Genomic DNA, 22,939 nt, shown 5'->3' on the forward strand with positions numbered 1-22,939 from the left:
CCCCACCGGCCCGCCCGGGTGGCCCAAGTAGGCCGGGTGACCCGGGTGACCCGGGTGACCCGGGTGACCCGGGTGGCCCGGGTGGGCCGAACCGGTGTGGGCGGGTTCGGTGAGCCCGGTCGGTGGGTCCGGGTGGCGGGCCGGCCGGCGGGTGGGTGGTCAGCGGCCGTCGGGGCCCTGGCGGCGGTGGCGGGGCTGGGCCGGGCGCGGGCGGCGCGACGGCGATGTCCGGCGGCGCTGGTCGAGGTGGTCGAGGTGGTCGCGGTGGTCGAGGTGGTCGGCGGGGGCGTCCCGGCCGGCGGGGGTGGTCCGGGCGGTCTCCGTGAGGCCGGGGGCCGGTTCGCCCGGCAGGACCTGGCCGCGCGACCAGGTGAACTCCGCCCGGACGCCCTCCGCCTCGGTCAGCACGCCCAGCTCGTCCACGTAGCCGGCGCTCTCCGCGCACCGCTCCGCGTCGAGCGCCTCCCAGCGCGCCACGGCGGCGGGATCGGCGGCCTCCTCCGGGCCGAGCGGCCGGCGCATGGTGAAGACCTTGGCCTGGCCGCCCGCGGTGAGGCGCACCCGCAGCCAGTACCGGCCGCCCCAGGCCGCCGGGGCGAAGTCCCAGTGCTCGGCGTCGGCGCGGGCGTGCACCGAACCCTCCCCCCACCGCTCGGTCGCCCGGCGCAGCGCGGCCACCACGTACGCCCGCTGCAACGCGGCCGAGCGGGTGACGAGGGCCTGCCGTACGGTCCGTTCGTCCGCTGCCGAGGGCGCGACGCCGTCCCGCAGGACGCGGTGCAGGACGTCGACGGCGGGGGACGCGTCCGGCAGCGGGTCGATCCCCTCGGGCGCCGGGGCCTGGAGCACCCCCAGCCGCAGGGCCGCGTCCCGGCGGACCGTCTCGGCCCGCCGCGCCCGCTCGGACTCCTTGCGGGCGATGAGCGCGGCCTCGTCGAGGTAGCGCCGTACGGCGGAGGGCCGCCGCCGCACCGCCCGCCGGGCCTCCAGCAGGCAGTCGTCGATCAGCTCGCGGCTCTCGGAGGTGAACGCCAACGGCAGCCCGGCCAGCAGTTCGGCGCCCTCGCGCAGGACGTCCTCCTCGGTGAGCCCGCCGGTCGTCCCCGGCGCCGCCGGTTCCGGCGCGGTCGTCGCCGCGGCCGTGTCCGGGACGGCGGCCCCCCTGCGCGTCGCGGCCGCCTCCGCGGGCTCCGACCCGCCCTCGGCGTACCGCAGCAGGGCCTGCCGGCGCCGCTCGCGCAGCCGGTCGTACCACTCGGCGTGGGCCGGGTCCTCGGTGTGCTGGAAGGGGAGGCGCGCGGTGGCCCGGGCCGCGCGCTGGGCCTCCACCCGGCGCACCACCCGCTCGGTCGCGGCGAGCCGCTTCCACAGCACGTCGAGGGGCACGCCGACCGCCTGCACCGGGGCGGGCAACGGCGGTTCGCCCGGACCGCAGGGCTCCAGGCCCAGGACGGTGATCCGGGCGTTCAGGCCGGCCGCGGTCTCCGCCGCGCGCCGCCAGCACTCGCTGCCCATCTCCAGCGACATCTGCCGCCGGGCCATGGCCTCCTGCTCGGCGGCGACCCGGTTGTTGAACGCCGCCAGCGCCTCCGTGCCGCGCAGCGCGAGCCGGGTGACGAGCAGCGCCCCGCTGAGGTCGGCCAGCCCGATGAGCGCGGGCACGATCATGTCCTGGAGCTGGTCCACGACGGGGTCGATCACGTTGTCCACGAGGTCGCCGAGCTGGTCGGTCACGTTCGTCGTCTGTCCGGCCACGGCGTCGGTCAGGTCGCCGGTGGCCGTGTCCGCCAGGTCCGGGACGCTGCCGGTGTCCGGCAGGGTCAGTCCGGCGTCGGGCGGATACCCGTAGGCGGACACGTCCGGCATCACGGTCGTCAGATCGGTGCCGGCGTACGCGCTGCTCAAGTGGTTCCTCCAGTGCGAGATCCGTTGCGGGACGGACGGCGGGTCCCGGGACGGGGACCGGCGGGCGCGCCGGGCAGCGGAACGCCGCGCGGCCCCGGCACCCCGCCCCTCGGCCCGGCCCCGTCGCCTCCCGCGCCCCCAGGACGTCCGGGTCCGGCAGGACTCCCAGGGCCTCCGGGCCCGGCGGGACCGCCGGCGCCACCGATACCGCCGGCACCTCCGGGGCCACCGGTACCTCCGGGGCCGCCGGGACCACCGGTACGTCCGGGGCCGCCGGCACCTCCGGCACCTCCGGCACCTCCGGGGCCGCCGGGGCCGCCGGGACCGCCGGCGGCCCTGCGGCCGGTGGTCCCGGAGCCCGCCGCGGTGGTGAGCGGGCGGGTGCCGGTGCGGGTCTCGGCGACATGGCGGTGCCAGGCCCGTACCCGCAGCACCGACGAGACCAGCAGCGCCAGCACGGTGGCCGCCGGCCAGATCCACACCGCGAGCAGGAAGCTGCCCACCACGGTCCCCACGAAGACCGCCAGGGCGAGCGCGGCCCACAGCCGGCGCCGCCATCCGGGCCGGGTCATCCGCCGGGTCCACGGCAGCGCCCGGCGGCTCATCTGGCCCATCACCGAGTACTCGGGGTGGTAGCGCGGGCCGATGTACCAGCCGGTCCAGCACTCGATGGCGAGCAGGGCCGCCAGCGAGGGCACGCTCACCAGCCAGGCGATGAGCACGCTGGTCCGCGGCGCGAATCCCGCGACGTCGGCCAGGCCGACCAGGAAGGCGTGCGGGAAGAACAGCAGCAGCGCACCGCCGGCGGCCCGGCCCAGCACCGCCGGCAGCTCCATCCGGCGCTGCACCAACCGGAACCGTCGCGACCGCGCGTCGTCGGCGGCGAGCTCCCGGTCCCGCTCCCGGGCCCGCCGGAGCTCCCGGGCCCGCTCCAGCGCCAGCGGGTGCAGCCGCAGCGCGAGCAGCAGCCGTACCGGTTCGCCGGTGTCCTCGGCCAGACGGGTGAACCAGGGAACCCGGGCGGGCAGGGCGCGTACGGCCTCTTCCAGTTCGGCGCGGAGCGTGCGGGTGGCCTGTGCGGGGGTGGTCGCCAGACGCAGCAGATCGGCGGTGAGGGCGGGGCCGGTCGCGGTCGCGGCGCGCAGACCGTCCCGGTCGGCGGCCAGCTCGGGTATCCCGGTCAGGCGGGCGACGGCGGCCTCCCACTGCTCGACGTGGTGGTGCCAGCGGAGCTCGACGTGCTCCAGCTCCTCGCCGCCGCGCCGCGGGGCCAGCCGGCCGAGCAGGCGGTGCCGGTACACCTCGGCCATGACGTCGACGCACAACCCGTCGCCGTCGGCCGCGCGCGCGGCGAAGCCCGGCAGGTCGCGCATGCCGAGCGGGATGCCGCGGTAGCCCGGTTCCTGGTGCGGGGCCATCCAGCCGATCAGGTCGACCAGGGTGCCCGGGCCCGGTGCTCTGCGCCGCCGCAGTGCCTCCAGCAGCCGGTCGAGCGCCTCGGCCCGGGCGGGGTCGTGCTCCGGGCGGAACCCGGCGAGCCAGCGGGCCAGCCGCTCCCGTTCCCTGGCCCGGGCCAGCCGCCGGGTCATGGCCTGCCAGTCCGCGTCGAACTCCTCGCCCAGGAGCGCCGGATCGGTGAAGCTCCGGCCCACGTGCTCGAAGCGGGGCGCGTCGGCGCCGGGACCCGGCGGTCGGCCGGGGTCCGCGTCGGGGTCGGGGCCGTTCCCCGTGCGCGGGGGGCCCAGGTGCGCCGCCACCCGGGGGGTGCGCCGGTGCAGCCACTCCTCGACCTCCCGCGAACCCCAGCGTTCCTCCGGGGCGTTCGCCAGCAGCCCGCGGCACAGCAGCAGGACGCGCGCGTCGTCGATCCCGTCGAGTTCGAGGGCGCCCGCCTGGACCGCCTCGCTGACCGACGCCAGGGCGTGGTGCCTCTCGACCGGGTGCCGGCCGCGAGCGGCCTCGGCGACCAGGATCCCCAGCGACCACCAGTCGTCCGCCGGCCGCACGATCTGCTGCCGCAGCAGCGCCTGCGGCGAGGCGTAGCGCGGGGTGGCGGCCCAGTGGCGGGGTGCCTCGCGGGGGGTGCGGGCGACGAGCGAGATGCCGTAGTCGATCAGTACCAGGCCCTCGGCGGGCCGGACGAGGTCGGCGAGGACGAGGTTGGACGGCTTGACGTCCCGGTGCACCACCCCCGCGGCGTGCAGAGCGGTCAGGGCGCCGTGCAGCCGGCGCACCAGCGCCTCGATCTCCCCGGCCGGCAACCGCCCGCCCCGGTCCCGCAGGTAGGTCGCGAGATCCGTGCTCCCGTGCGAGGGCAGGACGTGGAACGGAGCCCCACGGGCCGTCCCCCGCTCCAGCACGTACGACAGCCCCGCGTGCAGCGGCCCGGACAGCAGCAGCCCGGTCACCTCGTCGTCCGGAGCGGCGTCGGGGTGGAACCACTTCACGACCCGCTCGGTGTCCGGTCCGGCGGCCTCCTGGTCGATCACCCGGAACACGGCCGCCCGCAGCTCCGCGGAGCGCCCCTCCTCCCGGGCCCGGTGCACGGTCTGCTCACCGCGCCGCGGCAGCCGCTCGCGCGCCAGGAAGCGTCCGGCGAGGGAGGGCGGCAGGCTGCTCGGATCACCCCGCGGATCGGGCGCGGGCCTGCCGTCGGCGGCGGGCTCCGGCTCGAACAGGGTGGGCGGGACCCCGGCCTCGTCGTCCGCGTCGGGACCACAGGGCTCGTCGGGACCACAGGGCTCGTCGGGACCGGTGGGCTCGTCGGGACCGGTGGGAAACGTCATGGCATTCACCTGCGGGCGGAAAGGACCGTGCGGTCGGAGCGGACGTACGGAGAAGCGCGACGGGGAAGGCGACCGGAGCGGTGAGGGAAGGGGGCGCGGGCGTGAAAGGGGCGCGAAAAGGGGGCGCAGAACAGAAGGAGGCCCGGAGGGGAAGGGAAGCGCATCGAAAAGGAATTCGGATACGTATGCGATTCGCATAGCCATGGCCAAGGGGCGGAATTCCTCGACGCGCAGGACGCGCAGGACGCGCAGGACGTGTACCCCGCACACACCGCGCACGACGCACAGGGCGGGGGAGCGGCAGCGCCCCCGACGCAGCCGCAGAACCGGAAAGGAACGGGCGCCCGTTTCCCGTGATCCCGGCCTCGCTTCCCGAACGCCCGGCGGTCACGGCACCCGCGCCGATAGGTTGACCGCCATGAACCCTGATGGTCTGCCGGCCCGTGCCGACCTCGTCCGGGAACTGCGGAACCTGCGCCGCGGGGGCCTGCCCGCACTGCAGTCGCTGGTGCCCCCGGGGCTGCGCGCGGTGACCCTGCACGCCGGGTACGCCCAGAGCGAGGGCGACCTCGCCGACGGGGCGGAACGGCTGATTCGCGCCGCCGCCGAGCGCCTCGGCACCGACGACCTCATAGGCCGCGCCGCCCAGCACACCTTCGGCCTGCTGCCCGGCCACCGGGGCGATCCGCCGGCGGACCGGCGCCGGGCGGCCGCACTGGTGTACGGGGTGAGCGACGAGCGGTTCCGGCACAGTCAGGAGAAACAGGTCGTCGAGCAGCTGGCGGGAGCCCTGCTGGCCGAAGCCCGCGAGCCGGGCGCACGGCCCCGTCGTCCGGGGACCGCCGGCCCGCCCGGGGCGGTGCTCCGCCCGCCCGGACCACCGCGGGCGGCGGCCGAGCCGCCCGTCCGGGTCCCGCGGACCGGGCTGCCCGGCCGGGCCGGAACCCGGCCGGTGACCGTCCATCTGGCCCCCATCGAACTGCTGCGGGACATCGACATCCTCGTCTCCCCCGAGAACGTCCACCTGGAGATGTCCAAGTCGTTCCGGCCCACCGTCTCCGGCGCGCTGCGCCGCTCGGCCGTCGTGGGCAGCGCCCCGGAGGGCCCGGTCTCGGACGTCCTCGCGGAGGAACTCGCCGCCTGGGTACGGGTCCGGCCCGGCATCCTGCCCCTGCCGCCCGGCACGGTCGTGCCCACCGGTCCGGGCGCCCTCGCCGACCGCGGGGTGCACCGCGTCTACCACGCTGCCCTGGCTGTTCCCGACGGCTACGGCTACCGCGTCGATCCCCAGAGCATCGCCACCGCCGTCGCCGCCTGCTTCGCCCGCGCCCGGCAGGACCGCGCCGACGGCCTGTCCGCCCTGCGCTCCCTCTGCTTCCCCCTGCTCGGCGCCGGCCGCGGCGGACTGGACCGCCGCACCAGCGCCGAGTGGCTGCGCTGGTCCATCGAGGACGCCCTCACCGCCGACCCCGACTGGACCGTCCACGTCGTGACCCGCTACGCGGAGGCGGCGCGGGTGTTCGAGGCGGAGGTACCGGAACCGTAGGGCGCTCGGGCCCGCCGACCCGCCCACGCCCGTCCGCCCGCTCGGGCCCGTCGGTCTGCCCGCACCTGTCTGCTCGCTCGGGTCCTCGCTCACGCCTGTCCGCCCGCTCGGGCCCGTCGGTCTGCCCACGCCCGTCTGCCCGCTCGGGCCCGTCGGTGCGCCCACGCCCGTCCGCCCGCTCGGGTCCGTCGGCTTGCCCGCATCTGTCCGCCCGCTCGGGTCCGTCGGCTTGCCCACGCCCGTCCGCCCGCTCGGGCCCGTCGGCTTGCCCACGCCCGTCTGCCCGCTCGGGCCTGTCGGTCTGCCCGCGCCCGTCTGCTCGCTCGGGTCCGTCGGCTTGCCCGCGCCCGTCCGCCCGCTCACGCCCGTCGGCTCGCCCGCACCTGTCCGCCCACTCACGCCCGCCAACTCGGCCCCCTCAGCCGGATGCCGTCCGCCGCCAGGCCGAGCTCCAGCAGCCGCAGCTCGCCACGGGCCGGCACGCCGTACACCCAGGCCCCAGCCCCAGCCCCGGCCCCGCCCCCGGCCGCCGACGCGGCCCCCGCGCCCGCCGGGCCTCCGTCCCCCGCCCGGCTCCCGGACACGGCCCCCGCCGCCTCCACGCGGAGGCTCACGCGCGGTCCCGGTGGATACGTGCGGGACAGGTGGGGCCCGTAGCGGCGGGCGCCCAGCGCGGTGCGCGGGACCAGCCGCTGGTTGGCCGAGCCGCGCCAGACCAGGTCCGTCGGCTCCGCCACCCGGAAACGTCCGGTGATCACCGCGTCCGCGTCCGTCAGCGCCGACCACACGTCGGCCGGCACCTCCTGGGGCTCATGGCCGGTGTAGACGAGCAGGTCGGCGGGCCGGCCGTGGCGGCGGCGCACCCGGTCGGCGCCCCGCAGCAGCGCGGCCAGCGCGGCGGGCTGGGCCAGCGGCTCACCGCCGCTGACCGTCAGCCCCTCGGCGCCACGGGCCAGCGCCGCGTCCCACAGCCGCAGCAACTCGCCCACGGTGACCGGCCGGCCGCCGGCCGGGTCCCACGTGTGCCGGGACATGCAGCCGGGGCAGGCCAGCGCGCACCCCTGGAACCACAGCACCAGCCGCCGGCCGGGGCCGAGCGTCTCGACGGGGAAGTAGCCGTCGGCCATCCTGACCGGCCGGTCGCCCGAGTCCCCGCCGACGGTGTCGTCCACGGTGCTGTCGTCGATGTCGTCCACGATGTTTCCGGCCATGCGCCCCCCTCGCAGTCCCCGGCCGTGCGCCCCCTCGCGCCCGTACCCCCCGTATTCGAAGATCGATTTTCGAGAAAGATCATTTTTGTTGTCGGTGGGCATACTCCGGCCGCAGTGGAAGGTGAAGACTATTCCGAGGCCCACCCGCCCCACCGGGTTTTTCGGAAGTTTTCCAGCAGGGCGGCCACAGCTTCGGTCGCGCCCCGGTCGATCTCCGGCTGTTTTCCGGACGGCCCGAAAGCGGGTGTCGGAAATCCCTCCCTGCCGCGTTCGTTTTTCGCCTAGGCTGCGCGCCAATCCCGTATCACCGGCGGAGCCGTCCGCTCCGCGAGGATGCCTTCGCCGTGCTCGCAAGATGCCCCGGGGAGGGCGCATCGGGGTATTCGAACGAGGGGGATGGAATGAGCGACGTGAAGTCCGTCCCGACGGACTACGGCCGCAGTCGCCTCACCACGCGCACCCGCTGGCGGGCCACCCGCCACGGCCGGCGCGACGGCAGGGCCGGCATCGGCACCGAGCACTACAGCCGCGGGCTCGAACGCGGACTGCGGATGACCCTGGAGGGCCTGCGGTCCCGTTTCGTCACGGAGCACGCGGAGCTCGTCGACCGCATCCACGCCGAGTCCGCGCGGATCGTGACGGAGTACGACCAGCGGCGCGAGGACGTGCCCGCGGCGCTCGCCCGCTTCGGCGGCTGGGTGTCCGAGTGGCGCACCGAGGTCACGGCCTGCCAGCAGCGCGGCCTGGCCCTCGCCGCCTGCGCCGACCAGGAGCTCACCCACTACGAGGCCGCCTACGCGCGCGCCGGCCGACGGGCCGCCGCGCCGCCTCCGGCGGGTGGCGCGGCGGCCGCCGTGCTGGACGAGACGTGGACCGGGGCACCGGACTGGATGCTCGACGACGCCCTGGTGCGGCGGGCGCTGCTGATTCTGGAGCAGAGGATCGGACCGGCGGCGGCCGCCGCCGGCCGGGGAGGACGGGGGACCGCATGACACACCCAGCCCGAAGGAAACACAGGACACACCAGCAACACGAAGCGCACCGACAAAGGGCACACCAGGAACAGGAAGCACATCACGAACACGAAGCGCACCGGGAACAGAAAGCGCACCGGGAACACATAGAGCACCGGGAACAGGGGGAACAGGGGGAACGCAGGCCGCGCGGTCCGCGCAGAGCGTGCGCCGGACCGCTGGCGGTCGCCCTGGGCGCCACGGCCGCCCTGGTGCTGACGGCGTGCGAACCGCCGGGCGGCTCCGAGCGGCTCTCCGCCGACTGCGCGGTCGTCGTCGACGGCTCCGGCTCGGGCCAGGACAGCGACGACGGCTTCCGCGCCAAGGAGAAGCTCAAGGCGACCCTGCCCCGCTTCCTCGCCGACAAGAAGTGCAAGTACGTGTCCTACGCGCCCATCACCTCGGCCTCCCTCGCCTCCTCCTGCCAGGTGCCGCGGATCGACATCGACCCGGACTCCGACACCCGTGCCGAGCGGGAGGGCCTGTGGAGCGAGACCCGCTTCCTGGCCGAGGCGGCCGCCGAGAAGATGCTGGACTGCGCCCGCAAGCGCCAGCCCGGCTCGGACGTTCTGGGCGGCCTCGACCGCGTGGCCAACGTGCCCCGCGACGGCGACGGCACCTTCCACGTGCTGGTGATCAGCGACTTCGAACAGGCCGACGCCGACTTCAAGCTGGGCCGGTACGAGCTGGACACGCAGGCGCGGCGGGACGAGGCCGTCGACGCGCTGGTGACCGGACGCGGGCTGCCGAAGCTGCCGGACACCACCGTCTACCGCGTCGGCTTCGGGATGCGCGGCGGCAAGACCACCCCCGAACGCGTCGAGCAGATGGGCCAGTTCTGGCAGCAGGTCCTGGAGAAGGAGGTGAAGGTCGATGTCGACGACGGATACGGGGCCTGAGGAGCCCCGCCGGCTCCGGGAACGGCTCCGGTTCCGCCGTGGCGAGGGCCGCGCCCCCGGCCTCGGCGGCACCGGTGGCACCCCGCCGCGCGGGCACGTGCCGCCGACCGAGACCAAGGAGGCCAGACGCCTGCTCGCGCAGGCCGAGTCGGCCGGCCGCCGCGCCGTCGCCGAGGGCACCCTCAACCCGTACGTCCTCGCCTCCGTCCACCGCCTGCCCTACCTGGGCCGGCTGACCGGCCTGCGCGGCCACGCCCGGGACCGGGTCGTGGCCGGGCACCACGAGCGGGAGGAGCGGGAACTGCGGGCCTCGGCACGGCTGTACGCCGAGACGGCGGCCCGGGAGCAGGCGGCCCGCCAGGCCCGGGACGCGCAGCAGGAGGAGACGCGCCGCCACCGGGCCGCGGCCGCGGGCCTGGACCGGGTGGCGAACCGGATGGCGGCCCGGGAGGACCGCCGGGACCGGATGGTGCCCTGGCTGGTGGGCCGTATCGGCGCGGGCCGGGGCACCGGCCCGGACGACGGCGACGGCGCCGGTGCGGCGGGATGGGACACCGGGCCCGGTGGGCGGTCCGACCCCGCCGGGCAGCCGTACGACGCCGACCTGGACGACGACTCCGAGGTGTACGCCGACCCCGTTCCGGTGCCCGCGGGCGGCATCGCCTGGGAGGGCCTCACGGAGAGCTCGGCCCTGGCCCGCTGGCCCCGGCTGTTCCTCGCCGGACTGCTGGTGCTCGTCGAACTCCCCGTCTACATCACGCTGTTCCTGGCGATCCACGACGGGACGGCGGAGGGCCGGATCAGCGCCTACCTGCTGTCGGCGGCCGTCGGCGTCGTCATGACGGCCGGGCCGTTCCAGGCCGGACGCCAGTGGCGGCGACGGGGCGCCACCGCCTCGCTGCGGGTGGTGCTGCCGGTCGCGGCCGCGCTCGCCTCGCTGTGGGGCGTGGCCGCCTGGTACCTGGGCGACCTGCGGGCCCGGATCGTGTTCCGGGACGACAGCTCCTCGTCCGCCGCCCTGGACGCCCTGGCACGGTCGCTGGGCGTCGAGGAGCGGCCGCCCGCGCCGCCGACGCTGCTGGAGCAGCTCAGCCTCGACGAGCACACCGTCAGCGTGATGTTCATCGCGCTGCTGCTGCTCTCCGGCGGGATCGCCTTCCTGCTGGCGCTCTCCGAGGAGCACCCCTTCGTCGCCGCCTACCGGCACCACCTCAAGCGGCTGCGCAAGGCCGGGACCAGGCTGGCCGAGGCGGAGGCCGCGGCCGCGGGGGCCCAGCGGGACAAGGACACCGCGCAGGAGCGGCGCCACGCGCGCGCCGAGGCGCTGGCCGCCGAACTGACGGCGGTGGACGCCGTCTTCGAGGCGGCCGCCCACGCCTACCTGGACGGCGTCCAGGCGGCCTCGCACGACCCGGCGGTCACGGAGGGGGCCATGCGGCTGTCCGCGCGGTACCCGCTGCTGCCGGAGCCGCCGCTTCCGTCCACGCGCTGACCGAAACCGGCCGGGCCGAGCCGGCGGGGCGGAGCCGGCCGGGCTGAGCCGGCGGGGCGGAACCGGCCGGGCTGAGCCGGCGGGGCTGAGCCGGCGGGGCGGAGCCGGCGGGGCCGAGCCGGCCGGGGGCCGGGCTGAGCCGGCGGGGCTGAGCCGGCGGGGCGGAGCCGGCGGGGCCGAGCCGGCCGGGGGCCGGGGCTCTCAGGAGGCCAGCCAGGCGTCCACTCCTTCCAGGAGCTTGCGCCGGACCTCCTCCGGCGCCGCCGAACCCCGCACCGACTGGCGGGCCAGCTCCGCCAGCTCCGCGTCCGTGAAGGCGTGGTGCCGACGGGCCAGCTCGTACTGGGCCGCCAGTCGGGAGCCGAACAGGAGCGGGTCGTCGGCGCCCAGGGCCATCGGGACGCCCGCCTCGAACAGCGTGCGCAGCGGCACGTCCCCGGGCTTGTCGTAGACGCCCAGGGCGACGTTCGAGGCGGGGCACACCTCGCAGGTCACGCCCCGGTCGGCCAGGCGCTTCAGCAGCCGCGGGTCCTCCGCCGCGCGCACCCCGTGCCCGATCCGCGAGGCGTGCAGATCGTCCAGGCAGTCGCGGACCGAGGCGGGGCCGGTGAGCTCGCCCCCGTGCGGGGCGGAGAGCAGGCCGCCCTCGCGGGCGATGGCGAAGGCCCGGTCGAAGTCCCTCGCCATGCCCCGGCGTTCGTCGTTGGAGAGCCCGAAGCCGACCACGCCCCGGTCCGCGTACCGCACCGCCAGGCGGGCCAGCGTCCGCGCGTCCAGCGGGTGCTTCATCCGGTTGGCGGCGACCAGCACCCGCATGCCCAGCCCGGTCTCCCGCGACGCCGTCTCCACCGCGTCCAGGATGATCTCCAGCGCCGCGATCAGCCCGCCCAGCCGGGGGGCGTACGAAGTGGGGTCGACCTGGATCTCCAGCCAGCCCGAACCGTCCCGCACGTCCTCCTCGGCGGCCTCCCGCACCAGGCGCTGTATGTCCTCGGGCTGCCGCAGGCACGAGCGGGCCGCGTCGTACAGGCGCTGGAAGCGGAACCAGCCCCGCTCGTCCGTCGCCCGCAGTCTCGGCGGCTCCCCGCCGTGCAACGCGTCGGTCAGCGCCTCGGGCAGGCGCACCCCGTACTTGTCGGCCAGCTCCAGCAGGGTGGCGGGCCGCATCGAACCGGTGAAGTGCAGGTGCAGATGGGCCTTCGGCAGCTCAGAGACATCACGTACACGCTCCATCCCAGGATCCTGCCGTACGGCCCCCATGTCCCGGAAGCGGATTCCCCCTACGGGGGCTTGCCGCACGAAGAAACGGGCCGCCCCCCGCAGGAGACGGCCCGTACCCGGCGCGGAAGACGTCAGTCCCTGGCCTCGGCCAGCAGCTTCTGGATCCGGCTCACGCCCTCGACGAGGTCCTCGTCGCCCAGCGCGTACGACAGACGCAGGTAGCCCGGCGTGCCGAACGCCTCGCCCGGGACGACCGCGACCTCGGCCTCCTCCAGGATCAGCGCCGCCAGCTCGACGGTGTCCTGCGGGCGCTTGCCGCGGATCTCCTTGCCGAGCAGGCCCTTCACCGACGGGTACGCGTAGAACGCGCCCTCGGGCTCGGGGCACAGGACGCCGTCGATCTCGTTGAGCATCCGCACGATCGTCCTGCGGCGCCGGTCGAAGGCCTCGCGCATCTGCGCCACCGCCTCCAGGCCGCCGGAGACGGCCGCGAGGGCGGCCACCTGCGCGACGTTGGAGACGTTCGACGTGGCGTGCGACTGGAGGTTCGTCGCCGCCTTCACCACGTCCTTCGGGCCGATGATCCAGCCGACCCGCCAGCCCGTCATCGCGTACGTCTTCGCCACGCCGTTGACCACGATGCACTTGTCGCGCAGCTCGGGCAGGAGCGTCGGCAGCGAGGTGAACTCGGCGTCACCGTAGACGAGGTGCTCGTAGATCTCGTCCGTCAGCACCCACAGGCCGTGCTCCACGGCCCAGCGGCCGATCGCGGCGGCCTCCTCGGCGCCGTAGACCGCGCCGGTCGGGTTGGAGGGGGAGACGAAGAGCACGACCTTCGTCTTCTCGGTGCGGGCGGCCTCCAGCTGCTCCACGGAGACCCGGTAACCGGTCGTCTCGTCGGCCACCACCTCGACCGGCACGCCGCCCGCGAGGCGGATCGACTCGGGGTACGTCGTCCAGTAGGGCGCGGGCACGATGACCTCGTCGCCAGGGTCGAGGATCGCGGCGAAGGCCTCGTAGATGGCCTGCTTGCCGCCGTTGGTGACGAGGATCTGCGACGGGTCGACCTCGTAGCCCGAGTCGCGCAGCGTCTTCGCGGCGATCGCGGCCTTCAGCTCGGGCAGGCCGCCGGCCGGCGTGTAGCGGTGGTACTTCGGGTTCTTGCAGGCCTCGATCGCGGCCTCGACGATGTAGTCCGGGGTCGGGAAGTCGGGCTCACCGGCGCCGAAGCCGATCACCGGACGCCCGGCGGCCTTCAGGGCCTTGGCCTTGGCGTCCACGGCGAGGGTGGCGGACTCGGAGATCGCGCCGACTCGGGCGGAGACCCGGCGCTCGGTGGGAGGGGTTGCAGCGCTCATGGACCCCATGTTTTCAGACACGAAACCGGCCCGGCACACGGGTTTCACGGACTGAACATCCGCGGGCAGACCGCTGAACACCCGTGCGGATCCGGGCGGCGTCCGGGCGGTGGCCTGCGTGATCTTCCGGCGGATTCCCGGCGATCTTCCGCCCGGGGCGCCCCACAGGGCACTTTCCGTTCGACGGAGCGCGCAGGACCACGTACACTCCTACGTCGTTGGCCCTCTACAGCCGTGCCACGACCGGTGCACACCGAGCACCCGGGCGGATGCGGTACGTTGGGGGACACCACAAAGGGTCGTAGCTCAATTGGTAGAGCACTGGTCTCCAAAACCAGCGGTTGGGGGTTCAAGTCCCTCCGGCCCTGCTACACACACCTTCGCCAGGGATGTGTGCGCATGTACGTACAGCAATGCACCGCCGTGCGGCTCAAACCGGGCGCGGCACGGCCACGACCCGGAATCAGGTGAGGACGAATGGCGGATGCCGTGGGCTCCATCGATACGCCTGATGCCCAGGACGAGGTGCCTGAGGCCCAGAAGAAGGCCCGCAAGGGCGGCAAGCGCGCCAAGAAGGGCCCGCTGAAGCGACTCGCCCTCTTCTACCGCCAGATCGTCGCGGAACTCCGCAAGGTGGTCTGGCCCTCGCGGAGCCAGCTGACGACGTACACGACCGTGGTGATCGTCTTCGTGGTCATCATGATCGGCCTGGTGACCGTGATTGACTATGGACTCAGCCACGCCGCCAAGTACGTCTTCGGCTGAGCCGAGAGCGAAGGGCGCCGGGTGATCGGCGCCCCTTTCGCGTGTTCCACCCCTATGTATCCAGGAAGAAGCAGCCACCGTGTCTGACCAGAACCTGAACGACGCCATCGAGCCCGACGAGGTCGACGACGAGCTCGACATCGTCGAGGGCGCGGACGAGGACCTGGACGAGTTCGAGGCTGCCGACGCCGAGGCGGGCGAGCCCGCCGAGGAAGCCGCGCTCCACGTCGAGGAACAGGACGAGGACGAGGAGGAGGCCGACGAGGCCGCCGCCGAGGACGAGGAGGAGGCCGAGGAAGAGCCGGCCGAGCCCGTCGACCCCGTCGCCGCCCTGCGCGAGGAGCTGCGCACGCTGCCCGGCGAGTGGTACGTCATCCACACCTACGCCGGCTACGAGAACCGGGTGAAGACCAACCTGGAGCAGCGCGCCGTCTCGCTGAACGTCGAGGACTACATCTTCCAGGCCGAGGTGCCGCAGGAGGAGGTCGTCCAGATCAAGAACGGCGACCGCAAGACGATCAAGCAGAACAAGCTCCCGGGTTACGTCCTCGTCCGCATGGACCTGACGAACGAGTCCTGGGGCGTCGTCCGCAACACCCCCGGCGTCACCGGCTTCGTGGGCAACGCCTACGACCCGTACCCGCTGACCCTGGACGAGATCGTCAAGATGCTCGCCCCGGAGGCCGAGGAGAAGGCCGCCCGCGAGGCCGCCGAGGCCGAGGGCAAGCCGGTTCCGCAGCGCAAGGTCGAGGTCCAGGTCCTGGACTTCGAGGTCGGCGACTCGGTCACCGTCACCGACGGCCCGTTCGCCACGCTGCAGGCCACGATCAACGAGATCAACGCCGACTCGAAGAAGGTCAAGGGCCTCGTCGAGATCTTCGGCCGCGAGACCCCGGTCGAGCTGAGCTTCGACCAGATCCAGAAGAACTAGTTCGTTCTGGAACACATGCCTCCGAACAGGTCAGACGGGCTGTTGAAGCCGGTCTGACCTGCTCGGTTTTTGGCCGCGCATCCATACCCGTTATCGTTGTGCGGTATGCCTGCGTCCGGAGTGGCTTGGCGGCTGTCCCGAACGCAGGCAGGGACCCGAACCGAAAGGACCCGGAGAGCAATGCCTCCCAAGAAGAAGAAGGTCACGGGGCTTATCAAGCTCCAGATCAACGCCGGTGCGGCGAACCCGGCCCCGCCGGTCGGCCCCGCGCTCGGTCAGCACGGCGTCAACATCATGGAGTTCTGCAAGGCCTACAACGCCGCGACCGAGTCGCAGCGTGGCTGGGTGATCCCGGTGGAGATCACGGTCTACGAGGACCGCTCCTTCACCTTCGTCACCAAGACTCCGCCGGCCGCGAAGATGATCCTCAAGGCCGCTGGTGTCGAGAAGGGCTCCGGCGAGCCGCACAAGACCAAGGTCGCCAAGATCACCGAGGCGCAGGTCCGCGAGATCGCCCAGACCAAGCTCCCCGACCTCAACGCCAACGACCTGGACGCCGCCGCGAAGATCATCGCCGGTACCGCGCGTTCCATGGGCGTCACGGTCGAGGGCTGACCCTCAGCCCCGTAGCACCTTCGTAGAAACGCGGCTCCGGCCGCACGTGGAAGGGCCCGCTCGGCCCGGACCACGACTCCTCTTCAGCACACAGGAGCAGTAGTGAGCAAGCGCAGCAAGTCTCTCCGCGCTGCGGACGCCAAGATCGACCGGGACAAGCTCTACGCCCCGCTCGAGGCCGTCCGTCTCGCCAAGGAGACCTCCACGACCAAGTTCGACGGCACCGTCGAGGTCGCCTTCCGTCTGGGTGTCGACCCGCGCAAGGCCGACCAGATGGTCCGTGGCACCGTGAACCTGCCGCACGGCACCGGCAAGACCGCCCGGGTCCTGGTCTTCGCGACCGGTGACCGTGCTGCGGCCGCGGAGGCCGCGGGCGCCGACATCGTCGGCTCCGACGAACTGATCGACGAGGTCGCCAAGGGCCGCCTGGACTTCGACGCCGTCGTCGCCACCCCGGACCTCATGGGCAAGGTCGGCCGCCTCGGCCGCGTGCTCGGTCCCCGTGGCCTGATGCCGAACCCGAAGACCGGCACCGTCACCCCGGACACCGCCAAGGCCGTGACCGAGATCAAGGGTGGCAAGATCGAGTTCCGCGTCGACAAGCACTCGAACCTGCACTTCATCATCGGCAAGTCGTCCTTCGACGACACCAAGCTGGTGGAGAACTACGCGGCGGCCCTGGAGGAGATCCTCCGTCTGAAGCCGTCCGCCGCCAAGGGCCGCTACATCAAGAAGGCCGCCATCAGCACCACGATCGGCCCCGGCATCCCGGTCGACCCGAACCGCACCCGCAACCTCCTCGTCGAGGAGGACCCGGCCGCTGTCTGACCGGGCCGAGCCCGAGGGCTCACCGAAGTCGGTCACGGGCCCCGCACCTGTCCAGGTGCGGGGCCCGTTCCCGTGCCGGGGCGCCGCGCCCTGGGTTAGCGTGCGGACACGGCGGACGCACAGGGGGGACCGATGAAGTGGACGGCGGGCCGCGGGGGGCTCTCACTGACGGTGGTGGCCGCACTGGCCGCCGTGACGGCCTGCACCTCCTCCCCGCAGCCCCAGGAGGACGCGGACCGTCCGACGGCACCCGCCTCGCGCACGGCCCTGCTCGCCGCCGAGCGGGCCACCGAACGCGCCGGGTCGGCCGGTGTGCGCTCCTCGGCCGTCATGGGCACCACGCTCTCCCTCGACGCCACCGGCGCCCTGGGCTGGGGCGACGGGTTCACCGGCACCCTCACCATCACGTACACGGGCGGGACGACGGCCGAGACGATGCGTGGGCTCGGCATCACCACCATGGAGGCCCGCTACCTCTCCGACGCCTACTACGCGCGCACCGGCGAGGCCTTCGCCGCCCGGACCGGCGGCAAGCACTGGATCCGGTACGCCTACGCCGACCTCCAGGGACTCGGCGCCGGCGCGAACTTCGCCGACCAGATGCGCAACATCACCCCGGACCGGTCGGTGCGGCTGCTGCTGGACTCCGACGACGTGCACACGGCCGGCGAGGAGACCGTCGACGGGCGGCCCACCACCCACTACTCGGGCACCGTCGAGATCGCGGACGTGTCCGACAGCGCCCTCAGGGAGCAACTGGAGCAGGCCGGCGTCACCGGCGAGACCGTCGACATCTGGATCGACGACCGGGACCTGCTGGTCAAGAAGGTCGAGAAGGGCCGCACGGCGGCCGGCGAGTACCGCCAGACCGCGCACTACAGCGCCTACGGCACCGAGGTCGCCGTGGAGCCCCCTCCGGCGGCCGACACCGCCGACTTCACCGTGCTCCTGGCGGAGCAGGGCGGCGGGTCCACCCCCTGAGGGGCGCCCCGGCCCGGAGCCCCGTACGGGCGGATTTGCTTGACAGCGCCCCGTTCCCGTACGCTCCTGACGAAGCCAAAGACCGCTGGTCGTTGCCGTGCTCTCGGAAGAGGACGCGGTGGCCGAAGGATCCGCTGACATGCGGGCGACCCGCGCAGGTGACTGTGGAAGTGCTCCCGGACGGACTCCGCCCCATGGAATTCGTTTGGTCGAGCTACGCCCCGTGCGCCTGCGCCGGGGCGTTTCGTCTGTCCCGGCCCCTTCCGAGCGGTCGTCATCACCCGGAAGGAGGCCGACGCTCATGGCAAGGCCCGACAAGGCTGCCGCGGTAGCCGAGCTCGCGGAGCAGTTCCGCAGCTCGAACGCCGCCGTGCTGACCGAGTACCGGGGTCTCACCGTGGCGCAGCTCAAGACGCTGCGCCGTTCGCTCGGTGAGAACGCCCAGTACGCCGTGGTGAAGAACACGCTGACCAAGATTGCGGCCAACGAGGCCGGGATCTCGACGCTCGACGACCTGTTCAACGGTCCGACGGCGGTCGCCTTCGTCACCGGTGACCCGGTGGAGTCGGCGAAGGGTCTTCGTGACTTCGCCAAGGACAACCCGAACCTCGTCATCAAGGGCGGTGTCCTTGACGGCAAGGCGCTGTCCGCCGACGAGATCAAGAAGCTTGCGGACCTCGAGTCCCGCGAGGTTCTGCTCGCCAAGCTGGCGGGCGCTCTGAAGGGCAAGCAGACGCAGGCTGCTCAGGTCTTCCAGGCGCTCCCGTCGAAGCTCGTCCGCACCGTGGACGCGCTCCGTGCCAAGCAGGACGAGCAGGGCGGTGCCGAGTAACTCGGCTCGCGAAATGACCGCGGCCTGAGGCAGTCCGCCCCAGGAAGTGGTCGTAGCGGGCCGAACGTACGCCCGCCATACATGTACATCCGGCACCAGCCGAATTGATTTGGAAGGAAGCCATCATGGCTCTCACCCAGGACGAACTGCTCGCCGAGTTCGAGGGCATGACCCTCATCCAGCTCTCCGAGTTCGTGAAGGCGTTCGAGGAGAAGTTCGACGTCACCGCCGCCGCCGCGGTCGCCGTCGCGGGTCCGGCCGGCCCGGCCGCCGCCGCCGAGACCGAGGAGGAGAAGGACGAGTTCGACGTCATCCTCACCGGTGCGGGCGACAAGAAGATCCAGGTCATCAAGGTCGTGCGTGAGCTGACCTCCCTGGGCCTGAAGGAGGCCAAGGACCTCGTGGACGGCGCCCCGAAGCCCGTTCTCGAGAAGGTCGCCAAGGACGCCGCCGAGAAGGCCGCCGAGTCCCTCAAGGGCGCCGGCGCCTCCGTCGAGGTCAAGTAACACCCCGCGGCCGGTGACGGCCGCAGCGGCGGCGGGAACGGCCCCCCAGGGGCTGTAACGCCCACGCACCGAAGAGCGATCATCCATCCGGGTGGTCGCTCTTCGGCGTTCCCGGAAGCGCGGCCACGGTTGCCTTGCACCCGCGTGCACGGGGGGTATGGTGATCTTCGTCGTGTCTTCGGGAACCCCCGTTCGGGCAAGGGGGCCTTGACGAACCGCACGCAGCGCGCAATTCTCAGGACGCGTCGTCACAAGGATCCGAATCCGAGGCATGGATCGACGACGAAGAGGGCAGTATCACCGTGCGTTGAGGGCAACCGGACCGAGGGCGTTGAGAACAACGAGGGTCTTGCGAAACCCGCACTGGACATCAGTGTGCCAAGTGGCTACACTGACCCTTTGCGCTGCCTGTTAGCTGTCCCCTGCCCGTCACCAGGGGCATGCCCTCACCCCAGCATCGATGATGGAACATCCCTGACCTGGGATCTCTGTCTCCTTGGGAGGGAGAGGGGCCGGTACGCGCGTAGTGAGTCCGAGCCCTCGGAAGGACCCCCTCTTGGCCGCCTCGCGCAACGCCTCGACCGCGAATACGAACAACGCTGCCAGCACCGCCCCGCTGCGCATCTCCTTTGCAAAGATCAAGGAGCCCCTCGAGGTTCCGAACCTCCTCGCGCTGCAAACCGAGAGCTTCGACTGGCTGCTCGGCAACACCGCGTGGCAGGCTCGCGTCGAGGAGGCTCTCGAGAACGGTCAGGACGTCCCCACCAAGTCCGGCCTCGAGGAGATCTTCGAGGAGATCTCCCCGATCGAGGACTTCTCCGGGTCGATGTCGCTGACCTTCCGCGACCACCGTTTCGAGCCGCCGAAGAACAGCATCGACGAGTGCAAGGACCGTGACTTCACGTACGCGGCCCCGCTCTTCGTGACGGCCGAGTTCACCAACAACGAGACCGGCGAGATCAAGTCCCAGACGGTCTTCATGGGCGACTTCCCGCTCATGACCAACAAGGGCACCTTCGTCATCAACGGCACCGAGCGTGTCGTCGTGTCGCAGCTGGTTCGTTCGCCGGGTGTCTACTTCGACTCCTCCATCGACAAGACGTCCGACAAGGACATCTTCTCCGCCAAGATCATCCCGTCCCGGGGTGCCTGGCTGGAGATGGAGATCGACAAGCGTGACATGGTCGGCGTCCGTATCGACCGCAAGCGCAAGCAGTCGGTGACCGTCCTGCTCAAGGCGCTCGGTTGGACCACCGAGCAGATCCTCGAGGAGTTCGGCGAGTACGAGTCCATGCGCGCCACCCTGGAGAAGGACCACACCCAGGGCCAGGACGACGCGCTGCTCGACATCTACCGCAAGCTGCGTCCGGGCGAGCCCCCCACGCGTGAGGCCGCGCAGACGCTGCTCGAGAACCTCTACTTCAACCCCAAGCGCTACGACCTGGCCAAGGTCGGCCGTTACAAGGTCAACAAGAAGCTGGGTGCGGACGCTCCGCTCGACGCGGGTGTCCTGACCGTCGAGGACGTCATCTCGACGATCAAGTACCTGGTGAAGCTGCACGCCGGTGAGACCGAGACGGCCGCCGACAACGGCACCAACATCGTTGTCGAGACCGACGACATCGACCACTTCGGCAACCGTCGTCTGCGCAGCGTCGGCGAGCTCATCCAGAACCAGGTCCGCACGGGTCTGGCGCGTATGGAGCGCGTCGTGCGCGAGCGCATGACGACCCAGGACGTCGAGGCGATCACGCCGCAGACGCTGATCAACATCCGGCCGGTCGTCGCCTCCATCAAGGAGTTCTTCGGCACCAGCCAGCTGTCGCAGTTCATGGACCAGAACAACCCGCTGTCGGGTCTCACCCACAAGCGCCGCCTGTCGGCCCTTGGCCCGGGTGGTCTCTCCCGTGAGCGGGCCGGCTTCGAGGTCCGCGACGTGCACCCCTCGCACTACGGCCGCATGTGTCCGATCGAGACGCCCGAAGGCCCGAACATCGGTCTGATCGGCTCGCTCGCCTCCTACGGCCGGGTCAACGCGTTCGGTTTCGTCGAGACCCCGTACCGCAAGGTCGTCGAAGGCCAGGTCACCGACGAGGTGGACTACCTGACCGCCGACGAGGAGGACCGCTTCGTCATCGCGCAGGCCAACGCCGGCCTGAACGAGGACATGCGCTTCTCCGAGAACCGCGTCCTGGTCCGCCGCCGTGGCGGCGAGGTCGACTACGTCGCCGGTGACGACGTGGACTACATGGACGTCTCGCCGCGCCAGATGGTGTCGGTCGCGACCGCCATGATCCCGTTCCTCGAGCACGACGACGCCAACCGTGCCCTCATGGGCGCGAACATGATGCGACAGGCCGTCCCGCTCATCAAGAGCGAGTCGCCGCTCGTCGGCACCGGCATGGAGTACCGCTCCGCCGTCGACGCCGGCGACGTGGTCAAGGCCGAGAAGGCGGGTGTGGTCCAGGAGGTCTCCGCGGACTACATCACCACCGCCAACGACGACGGCACGTACATCACGTACCGCCTGGCCAAGTTCGCCCGCTCCAACCAGGGCACCTCGGTCAACCAGAAGGTCATCGTCAACGAGGGCGACCGGATCATCGAGGGCCAGGTCCTGGCCGACGGTCCGGCCACCGAGAACGGCGAGATGGCGCTGGGCAAGAACCTGCTCGTGGCGTTCATGCCGTGGGAGGGTCACAACTACGAGGACGCGATCATCCTGTCGCAGCGCCTCGTGCAGGACGACGTCCTCTCCTCGATCCACATCGAGGAGCACGAGGTCGACGCCCGTGACACCAAGCTCGGCCCCGAGGAGATCACCCGGGACATCCCGAACGTCTCCGAGGAGGTCCTCGCCGACCTCGACGAGCGCGGCATCATCCGCATCGGTGCCGAGGTCGTCGCCGGCGACATCCTGGTCGGCAAGGTCACGCCCAAGGGCGAGACCGAGCTGACCCCGGAGGAGCGCCTGCTGCGCGCCATCTTCGGTGAGAAGGCCCGCGAGGTCCGTGACACCTCGCTGAAGGTGCCGCACGGCGAGATCGGCAAGGTCATCGGCGTCCGCGTCTTCGACCGCGAGGAGGGCGACGAGCTGCCGCCCGGCGTGAACCAGCTGGTCCGCGTCTACGTCGCGCAGAAGCGCAAGATCACCGACGGTGACAAGCTCGCCGGCCGCCACGGCAACAAGGGTGTCATCTCCAAGATCCTGCCCATCGAGGACATGCCGTTCCTCGAGGACGGGACCCCGGTCGACATCATCCTCAACCCGCTCGGCGTCCCGTCCCGGATGAACCCGGGACAGGTCCTGGAGATCCACCTCGGCTGGCTCGCCAGCCGCGGCTGGGACGTCTCCGGGCTCGCCGACGACTGGGCGCAGCGCCTGCAGGTCATCGGCGCCGACCAGGTCGCCCCCGGCACCAACGTCGCCACCCCGGTCTTCGACGGTGCGCGTGAGGACGAGCTCGCGGGTCTGCTCCAGCACACCATCCCGAACCGCGACGGCGAGCGCATGGTGCAGCCGACCGGTAAGGCGAGGCTGTTCGACGGCCGCTCCGGCGAGCCGTTCCCGGACCCGATCTCCATCGGGTACATGTACATCCTCAAGCTGCACCACCTGGTCGACGACAAGCTGCACGCCCGCTCGACCGGCCCGTACTCGATGATCACCCAGCAGCCGCTGGGTGGTAAGGCTCAGTTCGGTGGCCAGCGCTTCGGCGAGATGGAGGTGTGGGCCCTCGAGGCCTACGGCGCCGCGTACGCCCTCCAGGAGCTGCTGACCATCAAGTCCGACGACGTCACCGGCCGCGTGAAGGTCTACGAGGCCATCGTCAAGGGCGAGAACATCCCCGAGCCCGGCATCCCCGAGTCCTTCAAGGTGCTCATCAAGGAGATGCAGTCCCTTTGCCTCAACGTGGAGGTGCTGTCCAGCGACGGTATGTCCATCGAGATGCGTGACACCGACGAGGACGTCTTCCGCGCTGCGGAGGAGCTCGGCATCGACCTGTCCCGGCGCGAGCCGAGCAGCGTCGAAGAGGTCTGACGGGAGTT

General features: G+C 72.4%; 17 protein-coding genes and 1 tRNA gene. 13 read left to right on the top strand and 5 right to left on the bottom strand.

Going from position 1 to position 22,939, the window contains the following annotated elements; genetic code table 11:
• Positions 1 to 159 precede the first annotated feature (159 nt).
• Both ACIP67_RS13170 and ACIP67_RS13175 read right to left on the bottom strand, forming a co-directional pair.
• Complete coding sequence (locus ACIP67_RS13170) at positions 160 to 1,905, bottom strand: hypothetical protein (protein WP_401691317.1); 1,746 nt, start codon at positions 1,903 to 1,905, stop codon at positions 160 to 162.
• Positions 1,902 to 4,691, bottom strand: a complete 2,790-nt coding sequence (locus ACIP67_RS13175) for a protein kinase (protein WP_401691319.1) — start codon at positions 4,689 to 4,691, stop codon at positions 1,902 to 1,904. Before ACIP67_RS13175 ends, ACIP67_RS13170 begins: the two co-directional genes overlap by 4 nt.
• Positions 4,692 to 5,109: 418 nt before the next feature.
• Between ACIP67_RS13175 and ACIP67_RS13180 the strand changes: the two genes are divergently transcribed.
• Positions 5,110 to 6,237, top strand: a complete 1,128-nt coding sequence (locus ACIP67_RS13180; RefSeq protein ID WP_401691321.1) for an Appr-1-p processing protein — start codon at positions 5,110 to 5,112, stop codon at positions 6,235 to 6,237.
• Between the two features lie 395 nt (positions 6,238 to 6,632).
• Here the strand turns inward: ACIP67_RS13180 and ACIP67_RS13185 are convergent, their stop codons facing one another.
• Positions 6,633 to 7,448: a 4Fe-4S single cluster domain-containing protein gene (locus ACIP67_RS13185; protein ID WP_401691323.1), complete on the bottom strand. Its 816-nt coding sequence runs from the start codon at positions 7,446 to 7,448 to the stop codon at positions 6,633 to 6,635.
• A 401-nt stretch (positions 7,449 to 7,849) separates the two neighbouring features.
• Here ACIP67_RS13185 and ACIP67_RS13190 point away from each other — a divergent pair, with 401 nt between their 5' ends.
• From ACIP67_RS13190 to ACIP67_RS13200, 3 genes are all read left to right on the top strand, one after another.
• Positions 7,850 to 8,440 (top strand): hypothetical protein, encoded by a 591-nt coding sequence (locus ACIP67_RS13190; RefSeq protein ID WP_401691325.1) that lies wholly within the window; start codon positions 7,850 to 7,852, stop codon positions 8,438 to 8,440.
• A 233-nt stretch (positions 8,441 to 8,673) separates the two neighbouring features.
• A complete protein-coding gene (locus ACIP67_RS13195; protein ID WP_401691327.1) occupies positions 8,674 to 9,360 on the top strand; it encodes a hypothetical protein in 687 nt (228 codons plus the stop codon).
• Entirely contained in the window at positions 9,335 to 10,852 is a 1,518-nt protein-coding gene (locus tag ACIP67_RS13200; RefSeq protein WP_401691329.1) for a hypothetical protein, read from the top strand. Before ACIP67_RS13195 ends, ACIP67_RS13200 begins: the two co-directional genes overlap by 26 nt.
• 201 nt (positions 10,853 to 11,053) lie before the next feature.
• Here ACIP67_RS13200 and ACIP67_RS13205 read toward each other — a convergent pair whose 3' ends face one another.
• On the bottom strand, positions 11,054 to 12,085 hold the full coding sequence (locus ACIP67_RS13205) for an adenosine deaminase (RefSeq protein WP_401691331.1): 1,032 nt from the start codon (positions 12,083 to 12,085) through the stop codon (positions 11,054 to 11,056).
• Positions 12,086 to 12,204: 119 nt separating this feature from the next.
• Entirely contained in the window at positions 12,205 to 13,431 is a 1,227-nt protein-coding gene (locus ACIP67_RS13210; protein WP_401691333.1) for a pyridoxal phosphate-dependent aminotransferase, read from the bottom strand.
• Positions 13,432 to 13,726: 295 nt separating this feature from the next.
• On the opposite strand from ACIP67_RS13210, the gene ACIP67_RS13215 reads away from it, so the two are divergent.
• The 9 genes from ACIP67_RS13215 (at position 13,727) to rpoB (ending at position 22,931) form a co-directional block, all read left to right on the top strand.
• A tRNA-Trp gene (locus ACIP67_RS13215) sits at positions 13,727 to 13,799 on the top strand.
• Between the two features lie 109 nt (positions 13,800 to 13,908).
• Positions 13,909 to 14,196 (top strand): preprotein translocase subunit SecE, encoded by a 288-nt coding sequence (gene secE, locus ACIP67_RS13220; RefSeq protein WP_389513228.1) that lies wholly within the window; start codon positions 13,909 to 13,911, stop codon positions 14,194 to 14,196.
• A gap of 79 nt (positions 14,197 to 14,275) precedes the next feature.
• Positions 14,276 to 15,127: a transcription termination/antitermination protein NusG gene (nusG, locus tag ACIP67_RS13225; protein WP_401691336.1), complete on the top strand. Its 852-nt coding sequence runs from the start codon at positions 14,276 to 14,278 to the stop codon at positions 15,125 to 15,127.
• 180 nt (positions 15,128 to 15,307) lie between these two features.
• On the top strand, positions 15,308 to 15,742 hold the full coding sequence (gene rplK / locus ACIP67_RS13230) for a 50S ribosomal protein L11 (protein WP_311696792.1): 435 nt from the start codon (positions 15,308 to 15,310) through the stop codon (positions 15,740 to 15,742).
• 102 nt (positions 15,743 to 15,844) lie between these two features.
• A complete protein-coding gene (rplA, locus tag ACIP67_RS13235) occupies positions 15,845 to 16,570 on the top strand; it encodes a 50S ribosomal protein L1 (protein WP_401691338.1) in 726 nt (241 codons plus the stop codon).
• Positions 16,571 to 16,702: 132 nt separating this feature from the next.
• Positions 16,703 to 17,551 (top strand): hypothetical protein, encoded by an 849-nt coding sequence (locus ACIP67_RS13240; RefSeq protein ID WP_401691340.1) that lies wholly within the window; start codon positions 16,703 to 16,705, stop codon positions 17,549 to 17,551.
• 301 nt (positions 17,552 to 17,852) lie between these two features.
• Entirely contained in the window at positions 17,853 to 18,383 is a 531-nt protein-coding gene (gene rplJ / locus ACIP67_RS13245; RefSeq protein WP_361265086.1) for a 50S ribosomal protein L10, read from the top strand.
• A gap of 122 nt (positions 18,384 to 18,505) precedes the next feature.
• A complete protein-coding gene (rplL, locus tag ACIP67_RS13250; RefSeq protein ID WP_401691583.1) occupies positions 18,506 to 18,889 on the top strand; it encodes a 50S ribosomal protein L7/L12 in 384 nt (127 codons plus the stop codon).
• 556 nt (positions 18,890 to 19,445) lie between these two features.
• Complete coding sequence (gene rpoB, locus ACIP67_RS13255; RefSeq protein ID WP_401691342.1) at positions 19,446 to 22,931, top strand: DNA-directed RNA polymerase subunit beta; 3,486 nt, start codon at positions 19,446 to 19,448, stop codon at positions 22,929 to 22,931.
• Positions 22,932 to 22,939 lie beyond the last annotated feature (8 nt).

It is taken from the genome of Streptomyces sp. NPDC088812 (genome assembly GCF_044750285.1).
In the GTDB taxonomy this organism is placed as follows: Bacteria; Actinomycetota; Actinomycetes; order Streptomycetales; family Streptomycetaceae; genus Streptomyces.

Coding starts and splice junctions, on each gene's coding strand:
- ACIP67_RS13175 (WP_401691319.1), bottom strand. CDS start 4,691: ATGACGTTTCCCACCGGTCCCGACGAGCCCACCGGTCCCGACGAGCCC.
- rplK (WP_311696792.1), top strand. CDS start 15,308: ATGCCTCCCAAGAAGAAGAAGGTCACGGGGCTTATCAAGCTCCAGATC.
- ACIP67_RS13200 (WP_401691329.1), top strand. CDS start 9,335: ATGTCGACGACGGATACGGGGCCTGAGGAGCCCCGCCGGCTCCGGGAA.
- ACIP67_RS13180 (WP_401691321.1), top strand. CDS start 5,110: ATGAACCCTGATGGTCTGCCGGCCCGTGCCGACCTCGTCCGGGAACTG.
- ACIP67_RS13190 (WP_401691325.1), top strand. CDS start 7,850: ATGAGCGACGTGAAGTCCGTCCCGACGGACTACGGCCGCAGTCGCCTC.
- rplJ (WP_361265086.1), top strand. CDS start 17,853: ATGGCAAGGCCCGACAAGGCTGCCGCGGTAGCCGAGCTCGCGGAGCAG.
- secE (WP_389513228.1), top strand. CDS start 13,909: ATGGCGGATGCCGTGGGCTCCATCGATACGCCTGATGCCCAGGACGAG.
- ACIP67_RS13240 (WP_401691340.1), top strand. CDS start 16,703: ATGAAGTGGACGGCGGGCCGCGGGGGGCTCTCACTGACGGTGGTGGCC.
- ACIP67_RS13205 (WP_401691331.1), bottom strand. CDS start 12,085: ATGGAGCGTGTACGTGATGTCTCTGAGCTGCCGAAGGCCCATCTGCAC.
- ACIP67_RS13210 (WP_401691333.1), bottom strand. CDS start 13,431: ATGAGCGCTGCAACCCCTCCCACCGAGCGCCGGGTCTCCGCCCGAGTC.
- ACIP67_RS13185 (WP_401691323.1), bottom strand. CDS start 7,448: ATGGCCGGAAACATCGTGGACGACATCGACGACAGCACCGTGGACGAC.